Annotated in this window: 18 protein-coding genes and 1 pseudogene; 6 read left to right on the forward strand and 13 right to left on the reverse strand. The window is 59.3% G+C overall.

The features are described from left to right. Nucleotides 1–134 precede the first annotated feature (134 nt). The 3 genes and pseudogenes from CDPAHKCJ_RS02500 to CDPAHKCJ_RS13505 all read left to right on the forward strand — a co-directional run. Nucleotides 135–1,712 (forward strand): sigma-54 dependent transcriptional regulator, encoded by a 1,578-nt coding sequence (locus CDPAHKCJ_RS02500; protein WP_166018575.1) that lies wholly within the window; start codon nt 135–137, stop codon nt 1,710–1,712. After that, complete coding sequence (locus tag CDPAHKCJ_RS02505) at nt 1,709–3,985, forward strand: cache domain-containing protein (protein WP_166018576.1); 2,277 nt, start codon at nt 1,709–1,711, stop codon at nt 3,983–3,985. Before CDPAHKCJ_RS02500 ends, CDPAHKCJ_RS02505 begins: the two co-directional genes overlap by 4 nt. 197 nt (nt 3,986–4,182) lie before the next feature. Next, a pseudogene (locus tag CDPAHKCJ_RS13505) lies at nt 4,183–4,392 on the forward strand (helix-turn-helix domain-containing protein); the annotation flags it as partial. A gap of 567 nt (nt 4,393–4,959) precedes the next feature. Here CDPAHKCJ_RS13505 and CDPAHKCJ_RS02515 read toward each other — a convergent pair. The 13 genes from CDPAHKCJ_RS02515 to CDPAHKCJ_RS02575 form a co-directional block, all read right to left on the reverse strand. Further along, the gene (locus CDPAHKCJ_RS02515; protein ID WP_240916621.1) at nt 4,960–6,183 is read right to left on the reverse strand and encodes a glycosyltransferase; all 1,224 of its coding nucleotides are present in this window, start codon (nt 6,181–6,183) and stop codon (nt 4,960–4,962) included. A 189-nt stretch (nt 6,184–6,372) separates the two neighbouring features. Next, the gene (locus tag CDPAHKCJ_RS02520) at nt 6,373–7,659 is read right to left on the reverse strand and encodes a uracil-xanthine permease family protein (RefSeq protein ID WP_166018577.1); all 1,287 of its coding nucleotides are present in this window, start codon (nt 7,657–7,659) and stop codon (nt 6,373–6,375) included. Nucleotides 7,660–7,780: 121 nt separating this feature from the next. Then, complete coding sequence (upp, locus tag CDPAHKCJ_RS02525) at nt 7,781–8,410, reverse strand: uracil phosphoribosyltransferase (RefSeq protein WP_043335602.1); 630 nt, start codon at nt 8,408–8,410, stop codon at nt 7,781–7,783. Between the two features lie 196 nt (nt 8,411–8,606). Then, nucleotides 8,607–9,218 (reverse strand): sulfotransferase family 2 domain-containing protein, encoded by a 612-nt coding sequence (locus CDPAHKCJ_RS02530; RefSeq protein WP_166018578.1) that lies wholly within the window; start codon nt 9,216–9,218, stop codon nt 8,607–8,609. Between the two features lie 193 nt (nt 9,219–9,411). Beyond that, nucleotides 9,412–10,605, reverse strand: a complete 1,194-nt coding sequence (locus tag CDPAHKCJ_RS02535) for a glycosyltransferase family 4 protein (protein WP_166018579.1) — start codon at nt 10,603–10,605, stop codon at nt 9,412–9,414. A gap of 92 nt (nt 10,606–10,697) precedes the next feature. Beyond that, a complete protein-coding gene (locus tag CDPAHKCJ_RS02540) occupies nt 10,698–11,306 on the reverse strand; it encodes a sulfotransferase family 2 domain-containing protein (RefSeq protein ID WP_166018580.1) in 609 nt (202 codons plus the stop codon). 127 nt (nt 11,307–11,433) lie between these two features. After that, the gene (locus CDPAHKCJ_RS02545) at nt 11,434–12,309 is read right to left on the reverse strand and encodes a polysaccharide pyruvyl transferase family protein (protein ID WP_166018581.1); all 876 of its coding nucleotides are present in this window, start codon (nt 12,307–12,309) and stop codon (nt 11,434–11,436) included. Beyond that, complete coding sequence (locus tag CDPAHKCJ_RS02550) at nt 12,293–12,976, reverse strand: glycosyltransferase family 25 protein (RefSeq protein WP_166018582.1); 684 nt, start codon at nt 12,974–12,976, stop codon at nt 12,293–12,295. The genes CDPAHKCJ_RS02545 and CDPAHKCJ_RS02550 overlap by 17 nt, the downstream gene beginning before the upstream one ends. A gap of 39 nt (nt 12,977–13,015) precedes the next feature. Then, a complete protein-coding gene (gene ung, locus CDPAHKCJ_RS02555; RefSeq protein WP_205700767.1) occupies nt 13,016–13,714 on the reverse strand; it encodes a uracil-DNA glycosylase in 699 nt (232 codons plus the stop codon). Nucleotide 13,715: 1 nt separating this feature from the next. After that, on the reverse strand, nt 13,716–14,213 hold the full coding sequence (gene gpt, locus CDPAHKCJ_RS02560) for a xanthine phosphoribosyltransferase (RefSeq protein ID WP_043335607.1): 498 nt from the start codon (nt 14,211–14,213) through the stop codon (nt 13,716–13,718). 171 nt (nt 14,214–14,384) lie between these two features. Next, a complete protein-coding gene (locus tag CDPAHKCJ_RS02565) occupies nt 14,385–14,930 on the reverse strand; it encodes an adenine phosphoribosyltransferase (RefSeq protein ID WP_166018584.1) in 546 nt (181 codons plus the stop codon). Further along, complete coding sequence (locus CDPAHKCJ_RS02570) at nt 14,930–16,231, reverse strand: NCS2 family permease (RefSeq protein WP_107336316.1); 1,302 nt, start codon at nt 16,229–16,231, stop codon at nt 14,930–14,932. Before CDPAHKCJ_RS02570 ends, CDPAHKCJ_RS02565 begins: the two co-directional genes overlap by 1 nt. Nucleotides 16,232–16,529: 298 nt before the next feature. Continuing rightward, on the reverse strand, nt 16,530–17,141 hold the full coding sequence (locus CDPAHKCJ_RS02575) for a riboflavin synthase (protein ID WP_054557313.1): 612 nt from the start codon (nt 17,139–17,141) through the stop codon (nt 16,530–16,532). A gap of 623 nt (nt 17,142–17,764) precedes the next feature. On the opposite strand from CDPAHKCJ_RS02575, the gene CDPAHKCJ_RS02580 reads away from it, so the two are divergent. The 3 genes from CDPAHKCJ_RS02580 (at nt 17,765) to CDPAHKCJ_RS02590 (ending at nt 20,420) form a co-directional block, all read left to right on the forward strand. After that, a complete protein-coding gene (locus CDPAHKCJ_RS02580; RefSeq protein WP_166018585.1) occupies nt 17,765–18,808 on the forward strand; it encodes a methionine ABC transporter ATP-binding protein in 1,044 nt (347 codons plus the stop codon). Further along, entirely contained in the window at nt 18,789–19,442 is a 654-nt protein-coding gene (locus CDPAHKCJ_RS02585) for a methionine ABC transporter permease (protein WP_166018586.1), read from the forward strand. Before CDPAHKCJ_RS02580 ends, CDPAHKCJ_RS02585 begins: the two co-directional genes overlap by 20 nt. Nucleotides 19,443–19,601: 159 nt before the next feature. Next, entirely contained in the window at nt 19,602–20,420 is an 819-nt protein-coding gene (locus CDPAHKCJ_RS02590) for a MetQ/NlpA family ABC transporter substrate-binding protein (protein WP_166018609.1), read from the forward strand. The last annotated feature ends 200 nt before the right edge of the window (nt 20,421–20,620 follow it).

Consider the following 20,620-nt stretch of genomic DNA (forward strand, 5'->3'; position numbering starts at 1 on the left):
AAGCGCAAGCAGAAAGAGGCAGCAATGTGCCATCCAGCGCTAGATTACCAGTGAGCAGCACGCCACAATGCCCGCATGATAGAGATGATCTCCCCTGCGACCATTATTACTGCCCTGTTGACCCGAGGAACGCCATGACTGCCCACGCCCCCTCCACACCCCGTGAGACCCGGCGTAGCGGCAGCGACCCCCTCCCCACCGCCTCGGTACTGATCGTCGATGACGAGCCAGGCATGCGCCGCTATCTGGAGAAGGCACTGTCCTCGCGCTTCGCGCTGATCGAATGCGCCGAGAGTGTCGAGCAGGCCGAAGCCCTGCGCTCGCGTCTGCACTTCGACCTCATCCTGCTCGACATTCGCCTGCCGGGGCGTGATGGCCTGGATTGGGATGAAGCCCTTGCGCCCTCATCGGTCAGCGATGTCATCTTCATGACGGCCTATGCCGATCTCGAGACCGCTGTGCGCGCACTGCGGGCCGGGGCCTGTGACTTCATCATCAAGCCGTTTCGTCTCGAACAGCTGCAGGCCGCGCTGGACCGCTGCCTCGAGCGCCGCCAGCTGACACGGGAAAACTTCCTGCTCCGTCGCGACAATGCCCGCCATCAGCAGGAAGAGGCCAGCCTCAAGGGCGAGAGCCCTGCCATGCAGGAGCTGGCGCATATCATCGCACGCGTTGCCCCTGCGCCCTCACCGGTGCTGATCCTGGGGGAATCCGGCACCGGCAAGGAGCTGGCGGCGCGTGATCTGCATCGCCTGTCCGGTCGGCGCGGTGCCTTCGTGCCGGTCAACTGCGGCGCCATCAGCCCGGAGCTGTTGGAGAGCGAACTGTTCGGCCACCTCAAGGGGGCCTTCACCGGCGCGCATCGAGGCCGAGATGGCCTGTTCAGCTTCGCCGATGGCGGCACGCTGTTCCTGGATGAAATCGGCGAGATGCCCCTGGCGATGCAGGCCAAGCTGCTGCGGGTGCTGGAAACGCGCCGCGTGCGCCCCGTCGGCGGCGAGCAGGAACAGGCAGTCGATGTGCGTATCGTGGCCGCCACCCACCGCACACTGGAAACGGAGGTGGCCGCGGGCCGCTTCCGCGAAGACCTCTACTATCGCCTCAACGTGTTGAGCCTGACGCTGCCGGCCCTGCGCGAGCGCCCGGAGGACATCCCCGCGCTGGCCCAGCATTTCTCGCGCCAGCTGTCGCGCGAACTCAATCTCCCCGCCGTGCCCTGGCAGCACTCTGATCTCACTCGCCTGTGCCACTATTCCTGGCCCGGCAATGTGCGGGAACTCAAGAACGTCATCGAGCGCGCCTTGCTGCTCGGCCGCCTGCCCGGCGATACCCTGCCGGCCGACGCGCAGGCCGAACCGGCATCAGGCCACCTGGCATGGGGCGACAGCGGAGACGCGTGCACCTCCGCCGAGGAAGAGGCCACCAGCAGCGGTTATCCGCTCGAGTGGTCATTGGATGCGGTGGAAAAGGCCCATCTGTGCGCAGTGCTGGAGCGACATGCCAACAACAAGTCAGCCGCCGCCCGCCAACTGGGCATCTCGCGCAAGACACTGGATCGCAAGCTGACCACCTGGCGCGCCGAGCAGCAAATCAGTGAGGACAGCGGCGCTGAGAATGGCACTGAGAGTGATGCTGGGAGCGGTACTGAGAGCGATCAACCCGCCACCTCCACTGCGTCTGCCACTCCCTACGGAGCCGACGGCAGCGCATGATCAAGCGCCTGCGCCATTACTTCGCCGGCTCGCTGCGGCGCAGGCTGCTGCTGCTGACACTGGCGCCGCTGCTGGCGCTGATGCTGGCGCTGGTCGGCCTGACCGCCTACTGGACCACAGCCTATACCGACCGCCAGCTGTACATGAACGTGCGCAGCGATCTCGATGTCGCCAGCCGCACGCTGCAGAGCCAGCATCAGCGTCTGCGTGATGGCCTGGAAGCGATGCGTCGCAACCTGCGCCAGCTGGTGGCACCCGATGAGCAGACCGCGCAGCTGTTGCCACGCCTGGTGCCGCGCCTGGTTACCATGCGGGACACCCTCAATGCCGACTGGCTGCGCTGGTTGCCCACCGAGCAGTTGCGCCAGACACCCGGCGTCGCCGCGCTGATTCCGCAACTGGCGCGCGGCGAAAGCCTGGATGGCCTCGACATGCTGTCCAGCGATTCACTGGCGACGCTGGATCCTGCGCTTGCCGAGCGCGCGCGCCTTGCGCTGCGCCAGACGCCCTACGCACAACCCAGTGCCCGTCGCGAGGAAAACCGCGGCATGCTGCTGCGGGCGCTGGTGCCCATCCTCGATGGCGAGGGCAAGCTGCTGGGCGCGCTGGATGCGGGCCGCCTGCTCAATCGCGACCCGCGTCTGGTCGATGAAATCCGCGATCTACTCTATGGCCCCGGCACCCTGCCGGAAGATGGCACCGGCACCATCACCCTGTTTCTCGATGATGTCCGTATCGCCACCAATGTCACCGATGCCAGCGGCGAGCGTGCACTGGGCACACGCGCATCGCTGGAGGTGAAGCGTCAGGTGATCGGCAATGGCGAGCGCTATATCAATCGTGCCTTCGTGGTTCGTGACTGGTTCGTGGCCGCCTATGCCCCGCTGGATTCTCTGGATGGTCAGCGGATCGGCATGATCTACGCAGGCTATCCGCAGGCGCCCTACGCGCGGCTCTATCGCGAGACGCTGACGCATATCAGCCTGGTGCTGATCGCGGTCAGTCTGTTGGGGGTACTGCTGGTATGGAGCAGCATCGAGCGCCTGATGCAGCCGATCCGACAGATTCGCCGTGTAGTGCATGCCGTGCGTGATACCCCCTCACAGGAAGGCTTGCGCATAGGCCCGCTGTCCTCGCTGGGGCCGGCGCAACGGCACGGTGATGAGCTGGATGAACTGGCCGAGGAATTCGACGCCATGCTGGCGCGACTGGAAGCGCACCGCCACGAGATACAGCTCGCGGCCCAGACGCTGGAAGCCCAGGTGGAGGATCGCACCCGCGATCTGAGCGCCCAGACCGCCACGCTGCGAGAACGCAGTCAGGCACTGGAGGAACACGTCCGCCTGCTGCGTGAAGCGCGTGCGCGCCTGCTGACCCGCGAGAAACTGGCAGCGCTGGGCGAACTGACGGCGGGTATCGGCCACGAGATCAACAACCCCGCTGCCGTGATTCTCGGTCATGTCGAGTTGATCGAGGTGATTCTCGGTGAACAGGCCGAGCCGGTGCGCGAGGAAATCGCCACCATCATCCATCAGGTCGAGCGCATTCGCGCGCTGGTCGACAACCTGCGTCAGTACGCGCGCGACCCGCTCGCCTCCAACGACATTGGCGACGGCAACTCATTGACGCCGTCACTCGGCGCGCCTCACCTCAGCCAGATTCATCCCGATGAGGCGATCCACAGTGTCGAGGTGCTGGTCAGGCACGCGCTGGATCATCATGGCCATCAATTGCAGCATGAGCTGGCGGCGACTCGCCTGATCGAGGCCGATCGCGCCCAACTGACCCAGGTGCTGGTCAACCTGCTGATCAACGCCATCGAGATGGCGCCTGCGCCGGATACGCTGTGCATCACCAGCCGTGATCGTGATGCGGCGCTGGCCGAAATGAACGGCGAGCCAGACAGCCGTCCGGATACGTCAGCCTCAGCGACAGTGTCAGCCTCAGTGCAAGCGTCAGGAGCAGAGCTCGCCCCCGTGGCGGGAGTCGAGATACGCGTCATCGACCACGGCGCAGGCGTGCCCGAGCATCTGAAGTCGCGCATCTTCACCCCCTTCTTCACCACGCGTGCCAATGGCTCGGGCATCGGGCTATCCGTCTCATCGGGCTTGATCACCCAGCTGGGGGGCAGGCTATGGCTGGAAGATACGCCCGGTGGCGGTGCCACCTTCTGCCTATGGCTGCCGTGCATCGCACGCCGGCATCATGAGGATGATCAAGGGCGCCATCTGCTCGAGACGCTCAGCGCCGGGGGCAGCAGTCGCTCGCCTTGAGCCACAAGCGGCAGATGAGCACACTTGGCCTTGGCGAGGGGCACTGCCACGGCTCCCGCCCGCGTGCTAGCCTGCGCGCATGCTCACTCAATCAGGCACCACTGATGTCGCACGATAGCTCCCCTACTGCCCCCGAACCTCTCACTGCCGGCAAGGCAGCGCAGCCCACTGACGACGAGAAAATGGCAGACGAGGAAATGGCAGCGCTTCGCACGCTGGGCAAGCGGCTGCGCGAACTGCGCACGCGTCATGGCCTCTCTCAGCGTGAACTGGCCAAGCGTGCTAAGGTGACCAATTCGACCATCTCGCAGGTCGAGCAGGACGCGGTCAGCCCCTCCGTCAGCTCGCTGAACAAGATTCTCGAGGTATTTCCGATCTCGCTGAGCGACTTCTTCAGCGATGAGATACCCGTCGAACCGCCACGCATCCTGCGTGACAGCGAGCATGAACCGATCGCGGGCTGTGGACCGGGCCTCACCCTGCGACGCATTGATCAATCCCGGCAGACAACGCCACAACCCCACGTCGAGCTGGGCAGCCTCGCACCGGAGTGCAGCGCCTATCTGCAGGCCGCGCATGACAGCCTGGTACTGGTCACGCACGGTGCACTGCGCATCGAGTTCCCCGCGACGGCGGCCTGCCAGGAGGCACTTCTCGAATGCGGTGATGCTGCGCGACTGCATGCCGGGGAGCGCTATCAACTGCATTGGCGCAAGCCTGAGGCGTCACAAGCCGCAAGCGATGAACTCGCTAGCGGTGAAGGTATCAATCACGAAGCCTCGGGCGCTGATGAAGCCCAAAGCTGCCAGTGGTTATGCATCGCACAGAGTCGCTAGGCAGGCATTCGCTCGAGAGCTGCTTGGCCCTACCTGCTCAACCCTGGCCAGCACGACCCTGGCCAGCACGACCTGGCCGACATGACCCTGACCAACAAGACTCAAGCCAGCTCAACCGAGTTGGTGTAACGCGCGTCGCTAGATTCTTGCAGCGCGGGAGTGAGGGCGGTCAACAGCGTCAGATGTCTGCTCGCGCACCTCCTCCCAGGGGTCATTGGTGGCCGGCTCGGCCAGGAAACGCTCCACCATGGTGTGCGGGCAGAAATCTGCCAACCATTCCTCGCGAATCGGATAGCCCTCCTCTGCCAACAATTCGTTCATGCGACGCGCGAGGCCTTCGGCGGAATGCGGCGCGATGGCGTGTTCCAGTTCGCCCTTGAGGATCTCGCGTATCCCGCCACGGCAATCCACCGATACGACCGGTGTGCCGCAGGCCAGCGCCTCCATCAGCACGATACCCATGCCCTCGACACGCGAGCTGAGCACGAACAGCTTGGCGGCACGCATCCAGGCATAGGGGTTGTCACGCTGACCGGCGAAGATCACCCGCTCGGCGATGCCAAGCCTCTCAGCCTGGTTTTCCAGGGCTTCCCGGCATTTGCCCGCCCCCACGATCACCAGCGGCTCCTTCGGATTGGCCAGGGCATAAGCCTCGAGCAACAGGGCATGGTCTTTCTGCGGCACCAGACGCGCCACGTTGAGAATGAAGGGCTCAGCGGGGATATCCGGCTCATCCATGGCGGCCTGCTCGCGTATACGGGAGATCGGGCAGGCATTGACGATCGTCTCGATATGCGCCGGTGTCACCCCATGCTGGCGAGCAATGTCTCGGGCCCCTTGCGCCACATCGTCAGATACCGCCACCAGATGCTTGTCCTCCAGCAGACAGCGGGCAAACATGCGCTGCTTCCACTGCGGACCGGTAAAGTTGACGCGATTTTCCAGCACGTAACGTGCACGGGAATCCTTGAACCCCCACACCTGCTCGAAGGTCCCCAGGCCACGGAAGATGATGCGGTCAACCCTGCCGTGCTCCTGCTCGAATTCCTCGAGCCAAGCAGCGAATTCCTCGCCCCCGGCCTTGCCGACCCACACGAAATTGGAGCGACGGATCACGGGATTGAGCACCAGACGTGAGGCCAGTGTCGTCAGGGCGCCGCCGACTGAGCGCTGGACGCGCTGCTGAATCGGCACGATGTGCTGCTGAACGCTGGTATCCTGCGGTTCAAGCACCTGATCACGACCGCGCCAGATGACCATATGCGTCTCGTGATCATTCGCGGCCAGACTGTCGGCAAGATTGACCGCCACTCGCTCCATGCCACCCATTTTCAGGCTTCTCACTACGACCAGGGTACGCAAGCATCACTCCTTCGAATGTCCGCCAGTACCGCTTTGTGCCGCATGCAAGACATGCGAAAACGATAGCTGGCGTCTGGTGGGAAACGAAAAATGCAACTCCCATGTGCCAGTCGCTCAGCACACGGGAGTTGCATTTATCTGAACCGTCATTCGCGGAAATGTTCCCTGCCACCACTCATCAAATGGTAATCATTCCCCCTCTTTCGCCGGCGGCAGAATCAGGTTGAGCACGATGCCCAGAATGGCGGCCAGGCTCACGCCCTGCAGCGTGAACTGACCACCACCGACCTGCATGCCACCGATCCCGAACACCAGGATCAAGGAGGCGATCACCAGATTGCGCGGCGCGGTCAGTGAATCCCCCGCGCGCACCAGCGTGTTCATGCCGACCACAGCGATCGAGCCGAACAGCAGGCACATGATGCCGCCCATCACCGGCGTGGGAATCGTCTGCAGCACGGCGCCGACCTTGCCGATGAAGGCCAGCGAGATCGCGACACAGGCCGCGACCGTCATCACGCGCGGATTGAAGTTGCGAGTCAGCATCACCGCGCCGGTCACTTCGGAATAGGTGGTATTGGGCGGACCGCCGAACAGTGACGCCGCCGACGTCGCCAGGCCGTCACCGAGCAGCGTGCGATGCAGCCCCGGCTTTTTCAGGTAATCGCGCCGTGTCACCGAGCCGATCGCCACCATGTCGCCGATGTGCTCGACGGCAGGCGCGATGGCGACGGGAATCATGAACAGAATGGCGGAAAATTCGAAGGTCGGTGCAGTGAAGCTGGGCAGCGCCAGCCACTCAGCCGCATGCACCGGCGAGAGATCGATCACTCCCATCAACAGCCCCAGTACATATCCCGTCAGGATACCGCCGAGGATCGGCACCAGGCGCAACATGCCACGCCCGAAGATCGACAGCACCAGCGTCACGCCAAGACTGGCCAATGACAATGTCAGCGCCTGGCCATGCGAGATGTTGTCGCTGAACTCGCCGGTGGCCATCTGCACCGCCGTCGGTGCCAGCGCCAGGCCGATGACCATGATCACCGGACCGACCACCACGGCCGGCAGCAGGCGATGCACGATGCCGACACCCTTGAGGCGAATGCATTGCGCCAGCAATACATAGACCAGTCCTGCGACGAACAAACCACCCATGGTGGCAGGAATGCCGAAGTTCGCGACCGAGCTCTGGATAGGCGCAATGAAGGCAAACGATGAGGCGAGGAAGACCGGCACGCTGGCCTTGGTCACGCACTGGAAGACCAGGGTGCCGACACCGGCCGTGAACAGGGCAACGTTGGGGTCGAGTCCGGTCAGCAGCGGGACCAGTACCAGCGCGCCAAAGGCAACGAACAGCATCTGCGCGCCGGTGATGAGAGTCGTCAGCGAGAACCCTTCCTGTTCCGGCAAGGACACATGGGCAGACGACTCATGGGGAGAGGAGGTTTCAGAGGACGGTGATGAAGACGACATGGAAGCACTTCTTTTCACAAGCGGAGGAATCAACCGTTTGATCCTGACTGCTCAGACAGGTCAGACAGATACAAAAACGCCCCGCGCGGATGCGCAGGGCGTTGTCATCACTGGCGGGCGCTCAGCGCGTGCCGAAGATCTTGTCACCGGCATCGCCGAGACCCGGCACGATGTAACCGTTCTCGTCGAGGCGGTCATCGACGGAGGCGGTGTAGATCTCGATGTCCGGGTAGGATTCCTGCACCTTGGCGATCCCCTCAGGCGCCGCGACCAGCACGATGACCTTGATCTGCTGGCAGCCCTTGGCCTTGAGCATGTCCAGTGTAGCGATCATGGAACCGCCGGTCGCCAGCATCGGGTCGATCACGATGGCCAGACGTTCGTCGAGGTCTGACACGAACTTCTCGAAATACGGCACCGGCTCCAGCGTCTCTTCATCACGGTAGAGGCCCACGACGCTGATGCGTGCCGGGGGGATCAGATCCGTCACGCCATCCAGCATGCCCAGGCCGGCACGCAGGATCGGGACGATGGTCACTTTCTTGCCCTTGATGGTCTGGACATCCAGCTCGTTGCCACTCCAGGCATCAATGGTGGTAGTTTCCAGCTCCAGGTCCTGGGTTGCCTCATAGGTCAACAGCTTGGCGACCTCACTGGCCAGCTCACGGAAGCTCTTGGTGCTGATGCCTGCTGCACGCATCAGGCCGAGCTTGTGCTGGACCAGTGGATGATTGATGGCATGGACGCTCATGGAAATACCTCTTGGGACAGAAGATGGTGCAAACGATACGCAGCACTACCCCCGCCGGCTCGGACGATAGCAGCGGGAAGGCTGGTAAATTGAACGCATTCTAGCGGAAGCAGGCTTACAAGTTAAGGCTCTCGCCTTCAGGTTACAGCAGAGAAAGCGCCGCAAATGAACTGGCGACCTCCCGCCTGCCACTCGTTCAAGGCGTGTAACCGAAGTTGACGAAATCCTGTGCATAGAGAATGGCCAGCTTCTCGCGGGTCGCCGCTGTCATGCCGTCCCCCGCCTCCCCACTCCCCTTGTTGCGATGTGCAATCTCGCCGTTGATGCCCAGCTTGTTGGCAACCTGCTGGAAATCCTTGTCCAGGGTCTCGAAATGCCCCAGAAAATCCACCATCAAGGTCTCGTTTCCATCCATGACAAAAGAGGATTGCGAGAGAAACAGGAGGTGACTACGAAAAGCGCCTTGCCACAAGCCACGTGCGACAAAATCATCAAAATCTGAATATTCTGCCATCTCCTTGGCAATGGCGAGATCCTGCTTGCCTTTATTGCCACCACTTAATATATAGCGATACGCTGACAGGGCACGATCGTAGGGATTTCTGACAAAGGTGAATTTGTAATAACGGGCGAATTTTCTGGAACTGGCCTTCTTGTAAACCTGCCAGGAGACATGATCACGCCCTTTTTCCTTCGTCTTCCCCAAGGCGGCGAGGACTGATGTTCCGGCAGCCTTGGGAATATGAATGAAGATGCACTTGTTACGCGTAAAGTGTTTGCGATAAGGAAAGTCATTGCTTCGCCACATCATATCAATCCTGTTCTTGTGGTTCGTCACCAGCCACTGGTGACAGCCCCCCAATGTACGAAAAATCCATTGTGGCTTCAGCTTACCGGAATAAAGTGCAAGGAAACTTCAGTACGCTCGTCAAAGGGCAATGGCGAGGCAGACAGGCCAGCCATGAAGGTGGCTGACCTGTGGCCGATATCGCCAGCAATGATTACCCAGCCACCACTTCAGCAATGAAGTCGCCGATACCCTGACAGTATTTCTGCTGGCAGAAATCTTTCGCAATGATCGCGCGCGCAGCTGCGCCCATCTCTCTACGCTGCTGCGGGCTTGCTGCCCATTGTTTCAGCACCTGAGCGATTTCACTCGGTTCGAGCACCTGTGCGACCACGATGGCGTCTTGCTCCGGGCTATAGACTCTGTCCGGACCGGAAATGAAATCCTCGCCATAGATAGCCAGCGATTCGCGGGGCCTGCTTGGTGACAGAATTTCACCATTGACTCCCGGGGAGATCTGCTCCGGCAATCCATCCACATTACCGACGATGGCAGGCACACCATGCGCCAGCGCTTCCTGCACCACATTACCGAAAGGTTCACGCCAGGAAGGACACACAAAGGCATCGAGGCAGGGATAGAAATCACTCATGTCATTCAACAGACCACAGAAGTGAACACTCTCCTCGAGCCCCCACTTCACGACCAGTGACTTCAAGGCATCTTCCAATATTCCCTCGCCGGCGATCCAAAGCTCCGCATGGGGGACACTCGCCTTGAGCTCTCGCAACGCCTCGATGGCGATCACCGGCGCCTTGAGTCCGGTCAAACGACCTGCGAAACCGATCCTGAACCGCTCGACCGGATGATCGGAGGCTACCTGCGGCAGTACGATGGAATTGCGCACCACCCGACATGGCAAGGACTCACTGATACCAAGCGACAACTGCAACATGCGACTGGCTGCAAAGGAGTTGCATATGATGCCATCGAGGCGAGAGAGATAGTCCGTGATATCAGAGGTGGGCTCCACGAACCAGGCAGAGCCATGCTCGTAGTGAATGAGACTGATGTGACCGGGGAAATGCAGCGGATGGTTACGCAGCTTGTTCCACACCACGATTGCCTGCACCTCTTCGTCATTCAGCATGCGCGCCTGGCAGGTATCGCGGAGCCAAGGCAACTGCCGAGGAAGCTTGATGCCGCAATAACGCTTTATGTCATGCACCCGACCGGCAAAGTCCGCATATTCAGACTGCAGCATTGGATGAATTTCGGGCGTCTGCAGCAGCACATGATGATCTCGCTCACGTGCGGCCATTCGAAAGAAGTTGGTGAAGGTCCGCTCAGCCCCGCCCAGATTCTTGAGGCTGATGAGATGCCCCGCACGAGGCCCTTGCAATACCATGGACACAGGGACTTTACTCATATTAAGATCAAAATATATTATCCTGAAATGAATAGCGTTGGCAGATCCATCATCGACGGTGTTGGTTCTGACTACTCGTAATTGAAATTATCAAAATCTCTTGAATAAAAATCACGAACAACATTGACAGTACTCTCACCACACTTTATTGAACAGCTTGTCAGCCATCGCTTGTTGTGCGCTCGACCTTGTTTAATGCCAAGGTGACTAAGAACATGACTTAAACTTTCCTCAAAATTCTCAAATCTACCCACATAGTCCATTATCACCCTGTCATTATCATCAACAATGAAATGCGACTGAGGAATAAAAAGCGAATGAGATTTGAATTTTTCTTCAGTCAAGCCATTCAGGACGAACGCATCGAAAGTTGGATATTGTCGTAGCTCTTCAGATAGCACTTTGTGGCTCTGACTATGGTTACCAGAATGCCTTAAATACTGATAAGCCGAAAACAATCTATCCAGTGGGTGACGAACGAAAGCGAACTTAAAATATTGATTAAAAAGAGAGGGATCTATTTTCTGATAAAACCGGTAATCATGATACTCCCTATTCTTAACGTACTCATCCCCCAGAGCCAAGAAGATAGATTCACTTCCTACTCTTGGCACTCCGACAAAGATACACTTATTCTTATTGAAACACCTTCGAAACTCACCACCTGCTTTATTGCGCATTCCCCCTCCTGATATCCGAGAAGATCATTCTCGCCTACGAAAAAGGAGGAATATTGCATAGAGTATGCAAGTACATACACATTACATTTCTAGCGGGATCAGTAAAATATAATTGATCAATACAAGTTTATATTTGATGCAAGGCTTCCTCAAAACTCTTGACTATATCCGACTGCAAGCTGCATATGACATTAGGATCGATTTTATCCGCGTACCTATTGATGTCGGCAGCATTTATCTCATTGAAAGAACTAAGCCTCAGGGTAAAGCTACGGCCAACAGAGGAGAAATAATCATAAAATTTGAACTTACCTCCAGAATGGAGAGGACCATCATAGAACCAGCAATTCGGGATTCCATAGGCATCCGCTATGATCAAGCCATGTAGACTCTGACTTACAATGATTTCGCAGGATTTTATCTGAGTAACAATAGATTCAAGATCATCCGTGCGGAAATCTATTATTATACTGTCACCTACACGAGCACACACATTTTCCCACTCCGGACTATCAATAGTCGAGATATGAGGAATAAATCCTATTCTATAAGTCTTGTCTGGATCTGTATCATAAATCAAAGGGAGCATGAGACCTGGATCACCGACAGAATATTCTTTTTCTCCCAATGAAGTGAGCACCTGCTGAGTCATATACCCACGTACAGAATGAATAACAACAGATTTGCCAAATGTCCTGCCCATTGGCTTCATTCGCTTGAACAAAGAGGCATGTTTGACATATGGAGAAATAAGCCCAGACCCTACAACATGAATCTTTCTATTTCGTGAAGAAATCGCTTTATTGTTGACGAGCTTATTTAAAATACTGCCAACAGAGATCAAATCTGCCTCATCGACATTCGAGATGGAATGAGCGATATGAAACTGTCTATCCAGAATGATAGATGTGATTTCATCACCAAAATTACATCCACCATTCGCCGATCGCCACCAGTATGCTTTCAATTGACCATCTCCTAAAACATTAAAGCCATCGTCCACATAAGGTTCTCCACATATCCCTACGCAACGCTACTTCCTGCTTTCTTGAATTGAGATTCCAGTATTCATCGTCTTTGTAGCTGCCTCCCCCTTTCGTTTCAATTCGATAATCAGCGATATCACTTTTGACATCCGATTCTGGAAGCTGATCGCAAAAAAGAGGATAAACGGCATAAGCCTTATATTCAGTCGCGTAGAAACTATCTACCGCTTTTTTTGAATAAGGCTTATCAATGATCTTCTTCATACCTTTACGAGACAGCATATAGGCATGCCCTCCCGTCAGCTTGGCTCTAACCACGCCCGCAAAAGGAATCAACCACATCCTTCCCAGCATGCCACCAAGGTAAAAAATTTCCGGGTTTCGTATTTTCAAGAAACAATTGATACGTGCTATTACACTTTCAGCCGGCATGGCAAGAGTAGCATCATCTTCAAGGATCAAGACTCGTTGATAACCTCTCTCCATGGCCATTGCTGCGCAGGTACGATGTGACTCGTAACATCCACGCTCAGGATTATCCACATCACGCTCGGCAAGATAAAACTCGATATCCAAGCCTAGCGGTAAAAACTCTTTCTGTAGATGTTCCCGGCGGTCTTCCCGCTCTTTGAGGCTGATACAAAATACCCCATCCACCTCGAGTGTCTGTTGACTCTTGTTCATCCTTGGCGGCTTTCCCTAGAAACTTGTCACAATTGTATATTATAGCTGCCAGTCGATCGGCTCTTCCCCGCATGCTTCCAGCCAGGCGTTGGCTTGCGAGAAGTGGCGAGAGCCGAAGAAACCGCGGTGCGCTGCGAGGGGGGATGGGTGTGGCGCGTGGAGCACCAGGTGCTTCTGGGTGTCTACAGCGCGAGCCTTCTTCTGGGCATGACTGCCCCAGAGCAGGAAGACGACACCCTGGCAGTGCTGGTTGATCACGTCGATAGCGCGGTCGGTGAATTGTTCCCACCCCTGCTTCTGATGCGAGGCGGCCTTGCCCTGCTCGACGGTCAGCACACTGTTGAGCAGCAGGACACCCTGCTTCGCCCAGCCTTCCAGGAAGCCGTGATCGACGGGTTCAAAGCCGACGTCGGTGGCCAGTTCCTTGTAGATGTTCTTCAGCGAAGGCGGGGGGCGTACGCCGGGGCGTACCGAGAAGCACAGTCCGTGCGCCTGGCCCGGACCGTGGTACGGGTCCTGGCCGAGGATCACGACCTTGACGTTGGAAAGCGGCGTCAGCCAGAAGGCACGGAACCAGTCATCGGAATGCGGATAGATGACCTTGCCGGCATCTTTCTCGGCGCGCAGAAAGTCGCGCAGACGCTGCATGTAGTCAGCCTGGAACTCTTGGCCAAGATGCGCCTGCCAATCGGCAGGCAGCACCTCGGAGCGGCCAGTCGCGGCAGTCTCCAACGGCATGTCAGCTATCGCTCTCTTGCTTCTTGAGCTGCTCGGCGATCGGCTCGACGTAGGCGATGCCCATGTCCCACGGGAACTGGATCCAGCAGTTCTGCGGCACTTCGGTGATGAAGCCATCGACCAGCGGACGCCCTTCCGGCTTGGCATAGACGGTCACGAAATGCGCCTTGGGCAGCATGTCGCGCACCGCGCGTGCGGTATTGCCGGTGTCGACCAGGTCATCGACCAGCAGCCAGCCGTCACCGTCGTGGTCGACACCCTTGACCACTTCCAGTCCACCCTGCTCCATGTGGTCGTGATAGCTCTTGATGCATACGGTATCGATGTGACGGATACCCAGCTCGCGAGCGATCAGGCCGGCCGGAATCAGGCCACCGCGGGTGATGGCGATGATGCCCTTGAAATCACGACCGCTGAGGTCGTGACATAGCGCGCGCACATCACGGTGCAGCTGGTCCCAGGAGACGATGAAGTGGTCGTGGTAGCGTTCGGAAGACATGAGGGTCACTCGCAATGACGAAACAGAAGGAAAGCATGGTGGCTGGCGCGCCACCGCACAAGGGGAAGATCCACTCAGCCACGCTAGAGCGCAGACGAGGGTCTGAGATTCGTTGCCCGCAGCAACGACGATGGCCCTGCCAGAAGACAGGGCCATCGCGTCAAGCCGACATTACTCGGATTCGGTGAAGCTGCACGCCGCGAAGACACTGTGGCCTTCTTCACGAATGCGCGCGGAACCGCCGATTTCCGGCAAGTCGATGATCGCTGCCGTCTCGACGACCACACCACCGGTGCGCTCGATCAGCTTGCAGGCCGCCAGCATGGTGCCGCCGGTGGCGATCAGGTCATCCATCACCAGGATGCGATCACCTTCACGGAAGGCATCGGAGTGCAGCTCGACGGTAGACTCACCGTATTCCAGCGTGTAGGTCTCGCTGATGGTCTTGAACGGCAGCTTGCCTTTCTTGCGCACCGGCACGAAGCTGCAACCCAGTTCATAGGCCAGCGGTGCACCGATGATGAACCCGCGCGCATCGATGGCGGCGATGGCGTCGATTTCCATCTCCTGATAGCGATGCACGAAGGAGTCGATCAGCTTGCGGAACGCGGCGGAATTCTGCAGTACCGGCGTGATGTCACGGAAGTTGACACCCGGCTGGGGCCAGTCCGGCACGGTGCGGATGACAGACTTGATGTAGTCGCTGTAGATGCTCATTAGAGGGCTCCGTCGAGGAACAGGTATTTGCAGGCGAACAGGATGGCGAGAATCACCAGCCCCGGGCTCAGATCACGATAACGGCCGGAGAACAGCTTGATCACGGCGTAGCTGATGAAGCCCAGCGCGATCCCGTTGGCAATCGAGTAGGTCAGCGGCATCACCAGGGTGGCGATCACCACCGGTGCCGCTTCAGTAATGTCGTTCCAGTCGATGCGTGCCAGACCGCCCGTCATCAGGCAAGCGACATACAGCAGCGCACCGGCAGTGGCGAAGGCCGGAATGGAGGTCGCCAGCGGCGACAGGAACAGGCTGACGAGGAACAGACCGGCCACGACGACAGCTGTCAGGCCGGTGCGACCGCCGGCGGCCACGCCGGTGGCGGATTCGATGTAGCTGGTCACGTTCGAGGTGCCCATCACAGAGCCGACCATGGTGGCGCTGGAGTCTGCCATCAAGGCCCGTCCGAGACGCGGAAGGTGGCCACGCTCATTGGTCAGGCCAGCCTGCTGGGAGACGGCGATCAGCGTGCCCGAGGTGTCGAACAGGTCGACGAACAGGAAGGCAAAGATGATCGACACCATGCCCAGATTGAAGGCGCCAGCGATATCGAGCTCCGCCAGCGTCGGCAGCATGCTCGGCGGCATCGAGGCAAAGCCATGGAAATCGTTGTTGCCGGTCAGGGTCGCCAGCAGCGTGACGAGCAGTATGCCGATCATCACCGCGCCGATCACCTTGCGGTAGGACAGTGCGACGATCAGGAAGAACGAAAGCAATGCATACATGGCCGCCGGCGAGGACAGGTCCCCCAGCGTGACCAGTGTGCCCGGGGCGTCGACGACGATGCCGCTGCCCTGCAGGGCGATGATCGCCATGAACAGGCCAATGCCTGCGGCGATGCCGGTCTTCAGCGAAGCGGGAATGGCATTGATGATCCATTCGCGAATCTTGAAGGCGGAGAGCAGGAAGAAGCTCACCCCGGACAGGAAGACCGCGCCCAGCGCGACCTGCCAGGGCACGCCCATCTGACCGGCGACCGTATAGGTGAAGAAGGCCGTCAGCCCCATGCCCGGTGCCAGCGCGATCGGGTAATTGGCATAGAGGCCCATGATCAGACAGCCGATGGCTGCCGCCAGACAGGTCGCGACGAACACGGCGCCGTGATCCATGCCGGTGGAGGCCAGCATCGAGGGGGCCACAAAGATGATATAGGCCATCGCGAGGAAGGAGGTAAATCCTGCGATGACTTCGGTACGCACATTGGTACCGTGCTCGGAGAGCTTGAAAAGACGTTCCAGCATTGAGGTAGCCCCTATCCTTGAGCAGTGCCTGTCCGGCAAGGCGCAGTGGTCGGTGATTGTCAGAATCAGCAGATCAAGACGAACTCGCTCGGACAGGTATGCCGCACAGGGCGCTGAATGAAGCTTTCCCTGTTCAGCCTGCCTGAACCACGATGCCCCGCCAGCGGCAGGGCATCGAAAGGCGCAACATGGTACCCAAAGGTCTGCAGCGAATCGAGCATTCCCGGCATATTTCCTGACCAGTCAGACGAGTTCTGGCGTCATGCCAGTGAGTTGATCCGCTGCAGACCTGCAAGCCTCATGCCAGACGGGAGGCCATGACCCGCTCAACGGTCTCGACGATGGCCTGGGTCTGCGGGTCGACTTCAAGGTTGACCTGATCACCGACGGCACGGACTCCCATCAGGGTCCGCTCCAGGGTTTCCGGAATCAGATTGACGCAGAAGCGTGTGCCCTGCACCTCGCCGATCGTCAGGCTGACACCGTCAAGTCCCACGTAGCCCTTGTCGAACAGGAAACGCATCAACTCGGCCGGCGCCTGGAACCAGATGCGACGATTGTCGGCGGTGGCCTCGATGGCATCGATGGTCACCATCGCCATGACATGACCAGACATGGAGTGCCCGCCGATCTCGTCGCCGAAGCGTGCCGCTCGCTCCACGTTCACGACGCTGCCCACCTCGAGCTCCCCCAGATTGGTCAGACGCAGCGTCTCGCGCATCAGGTCAAAACTCGCCAGTTGACCCTCAAGTGCCGTCACGGTCAGACAGCAACCGTTATGGGCCACCGAGGCCCCCAGCTCAAGCCCCGCCTCCAACCCCGCCGGCAATCGGACTTGATGCGTGCGAAAGTCAGTGCGTTCTTCAATGGCCACCACTTCCGCCATGCCTTGTACGATACCCGTGAACATGCGTGATCTTTCCTTGCACTGCTGCTTCTTGCTGTTGAGAAGCCATGAATAAGGGACGGCATGCAGCAGCGAGATAACTGGCATGCCCAGCCGAAATCCTAGCATGGTGGACTTCCCGCCGACATGCTGGCGATGCCGGCCGTTGGGCTGCGTGAACACAGAGCAGCCAGTACGGGCCGCAAGTCTTGCCCGGCTGACCGTCAAGACAGGAAAGCCGTCATTGGTGGTTGGAACCCTCGTCACGACAAGATTCTTGTAAGAAATGGCTTACAGAGCGTATCGCCGAATTGCCATATCGAACGACAGTTCGAATAAACGGCCAGCGCAAGACCAAAGTCGTTGACACCCCCAAGGTGACTGATAGAATGCGCCTCAAATCTGTTTGGCGCCGATTTGTACCCGGATTGCGGGCGCCCACCACGAGAGCTGGTCTCACGGGGTGCAAGTTCTGCTAAAAGGGTGTGTCCAGCGTTGATGGCCACCCGTCTTGGGTGGTCTTTTTTCTCCCCACTGGATCGCTCCCCTCTTCGCTGTCTGCCATGTGCGCAGACGCAGGCAGAACGTTCTGTCCTTTACAGACCTTCGCCCGCAATCCGGATGGTGCCTTAACCACTCGGACCCCCATGATCACACTCAAGAACGTCTCCAAGACTTACGGCAGTGGTGACAAGGCCGTGGTCGCGCTCAAGGATGCCAGCCTCACGGTACCTCAGGGCGCCATTACCGGCGTCATCGGCCTGTCCGGTGCCGGCAAGTCGACCCTGATTCGCTGCGTCAATCTGCTCGAACGCCCCACCGCCGGTAGCGTCGTCGTCGATGGTCAGGAACTGACCGAGCTCGACGAGTCCGCCCTGCGCAGCGCTCGTCATCAGATCGGCATGATCTTCCAGCACTTCAATCTGCTCTCCTCACGCACGGTCTTCGCCAATGTGGCGCTGCCGCTGGAGCTGGCTGGCGTCTCGAAAGACGAAATCAGACAGCGCGTCGAGCCACTGCTGGAGCTGACCGGCTTGAGCGACAAGGCTGGCCAGTATCCTGCCCAGCTGTCCGGCGGTCAGAAACAGCGCGTGGCCATCGCCCGTGCGCTGGCCAGCCGCCCCAAGGTATTGCTGTGCGACGAGGCCACCTCGGCGCTTGACCCGCAGACCACCGCTTCCATCCTTGAGCTGCTCAAGGACATCAATACCAAGCTGGGCCTGACCATCCTGCTGATCACCCACGAGATGGAAGTGGTCAAGAGCATCTGTGATCAGGTCGCCCTGATCAGTGGTGGCGAGCTGGTGGAAGTGGCGCCGGTGGGCGATTTCTTCACCGCGCCGCAGACCCGACTGGGTCGCGAGTTCCTCAATGAATTCCTGGAGCTGGAGCCGCCGCGCGCGCTGGTCGATCGCCTCGAAGCTAGCGCAGGGCCTCACACCCATCCTGTGGTCCGCCTGGCCTTCAGTGGTGATGCCGTGTCCACACCGCTGATTTCGCGACTGGCGCGTGAATGCCAGGTGGATGTCAGCATCCTGCAGGCCAAGGTGGAGTCCATCCAGGACCGCACTCTCGGTCTGATGATCGCCGAACTGATGGGCGACAGCCACCAGACCCGGCAAGCGCTCGATTATCTTGAATCCCACGATCTGAAAGTGGAGGTGCTCGGCCATGTCACCCGCACTGCTTGAACTCGTTCTCACCTCCACCCTCGAGACGCTTTACATGGTCGCGGTGGCAGGCCTGATCTCCGCGGCACTCGGCATTCCGCTGGGCGTGGCACTCTACACCTCGCGCCCGGGCCAGATTCTCGCGCGCCCGGTGCTCAACAGCGTGCTGAGCATCATCACCAACATCGGCCGCTCGGTGCCCTTCATCATCCTGATGGTGGCGATCATCCCGCTGACACGCCTGATCGCCGGCAGCTCGATCGGCACCAATGCCGCCATCGTGCCGCTGACCATCGCCTCGATTCCCTTCGTCGCCCGTCTGATCGAAGGCGCCTTGAATGAAGTCGGCCCGGGGCTGGTCGAGGCCGCACAGGCCATGGGTGCCACGCCGATGCAGATCATCACCAAGGTGCTGCTGCCGGAAGCACGCGGCGGCATCATCAATGGCCTGACCATCACCGTGGTCACCTTGATCAGCTATTCCGCCATGGCCGGCACCGTCGGTGGCGGCGGCCTGGGGGATCTCGGTATCCGTTACGGCTACAACCGCTTCGATCCGATGGTGATGCTGGTGACGGTGGTCATCCTCGTCGTCATGGTGCAGGGCTTCCAGAGCCTGGGCGACCATCTGGTGCGCAAGTCGAACCACAAGTAAGCGTCGATCCATGAGCGGCGACTGACCTAGAAGTGGCGCTCGATCTACAAATCTTACGGCTTTCGGTATCGTGACGGCTCATCACTATGGCCGTCACTCATAACATCCCGCGGACCCCGCCGGTCACGTCGGATCACAAGGAGAACATCGATGCGTAACATGCTGAACACGCTTTCTTCCCCCCTGCGCCTTGCCGGTGCTGCCACTCTGCTCGGCGCCACTCTGCTGGCAGGCTGCGGCAACGACGCGTCCGACGAGAACACCCTCAAGATGGGTACCGTCGCAGGCCCGGAAACCGAAGTGATGAAGGTCGCGGCCGAGATCGCCAAGGAAAAGTATGACCTGAACGTCGAGATCACGGAGTTCACCGACTACGTGTCTCCGAACGCCGCTCTGGCCGATGGCTCGCTGGACGCCAATGCCTACCAGCACCAGCCGTACATGGAATCCATGGTGCGTGAGCGTGGCTACAAGTTCGCCAGCGCCGGCAAGACCTTCGTGTACCCGATCGGTGCCTATTCCGAGAAGTACGAGGACATCAGCGAACTGCCGGACGGCGCGACCATCGCCCTGCCGAACGACCCGTCCAACGAAGGCCGCTCCCTGATCCTGATGCACGACCTGGGCATGATCGAGCTGACCGACAAGAGCAATCTCGAAGCGACCCCGATCGACGTCGCCAAGAACCCGCATGACTACCAGTTCAAGGAAATCGAGGCTGCCCAGCTGCCGCGCATCCTGCCGGACGTTGACCTGGCCTTCATCAACAACACCTTCGCACAGCCGGCTGGCCTCGCGCCGGAAGACGCGCTGATCCGTGAAGGCGCCGAGTCCCCCTACGTCAACCTGATCGTCGTGCGTCAGGGTGATGAAGACAGCGAGAAGGTGCAGAAGCTGGTCAAGGCCTACCAGACGCCGGAAGTCGAAGCCAAGGCCGAAGAGCTGTTCAAGGGCGCGGCGGTGCCGGGCTGGAAGTAAGACTCAGCCCGTGTCATTGACAGACACCTGAACGCAGAGCGCCGACCACTGGTCGGCGCTTTTGCATCTGATTGATGAACCACCCCATCACGTTCAGCTACCGACGCGGCGCAGAAGCACACGCAGGGCGCGCTTGAAACAGGCGACCCGCGACCGCATCCTTGCGCCATCTCGCCACCTTATCCATCCCTCAGGAGCCC

The sequence above is a fragment of the Cobetia sp. MB87 genome (genome assembly GCF_011319755.1).
In the GTDB taxonomy this organism is placed as follows: Bacteria; Pseudomonadota; Gammaproteobacteria; order Pseudomonadales; family Halomonadaceae; genus Cobetia.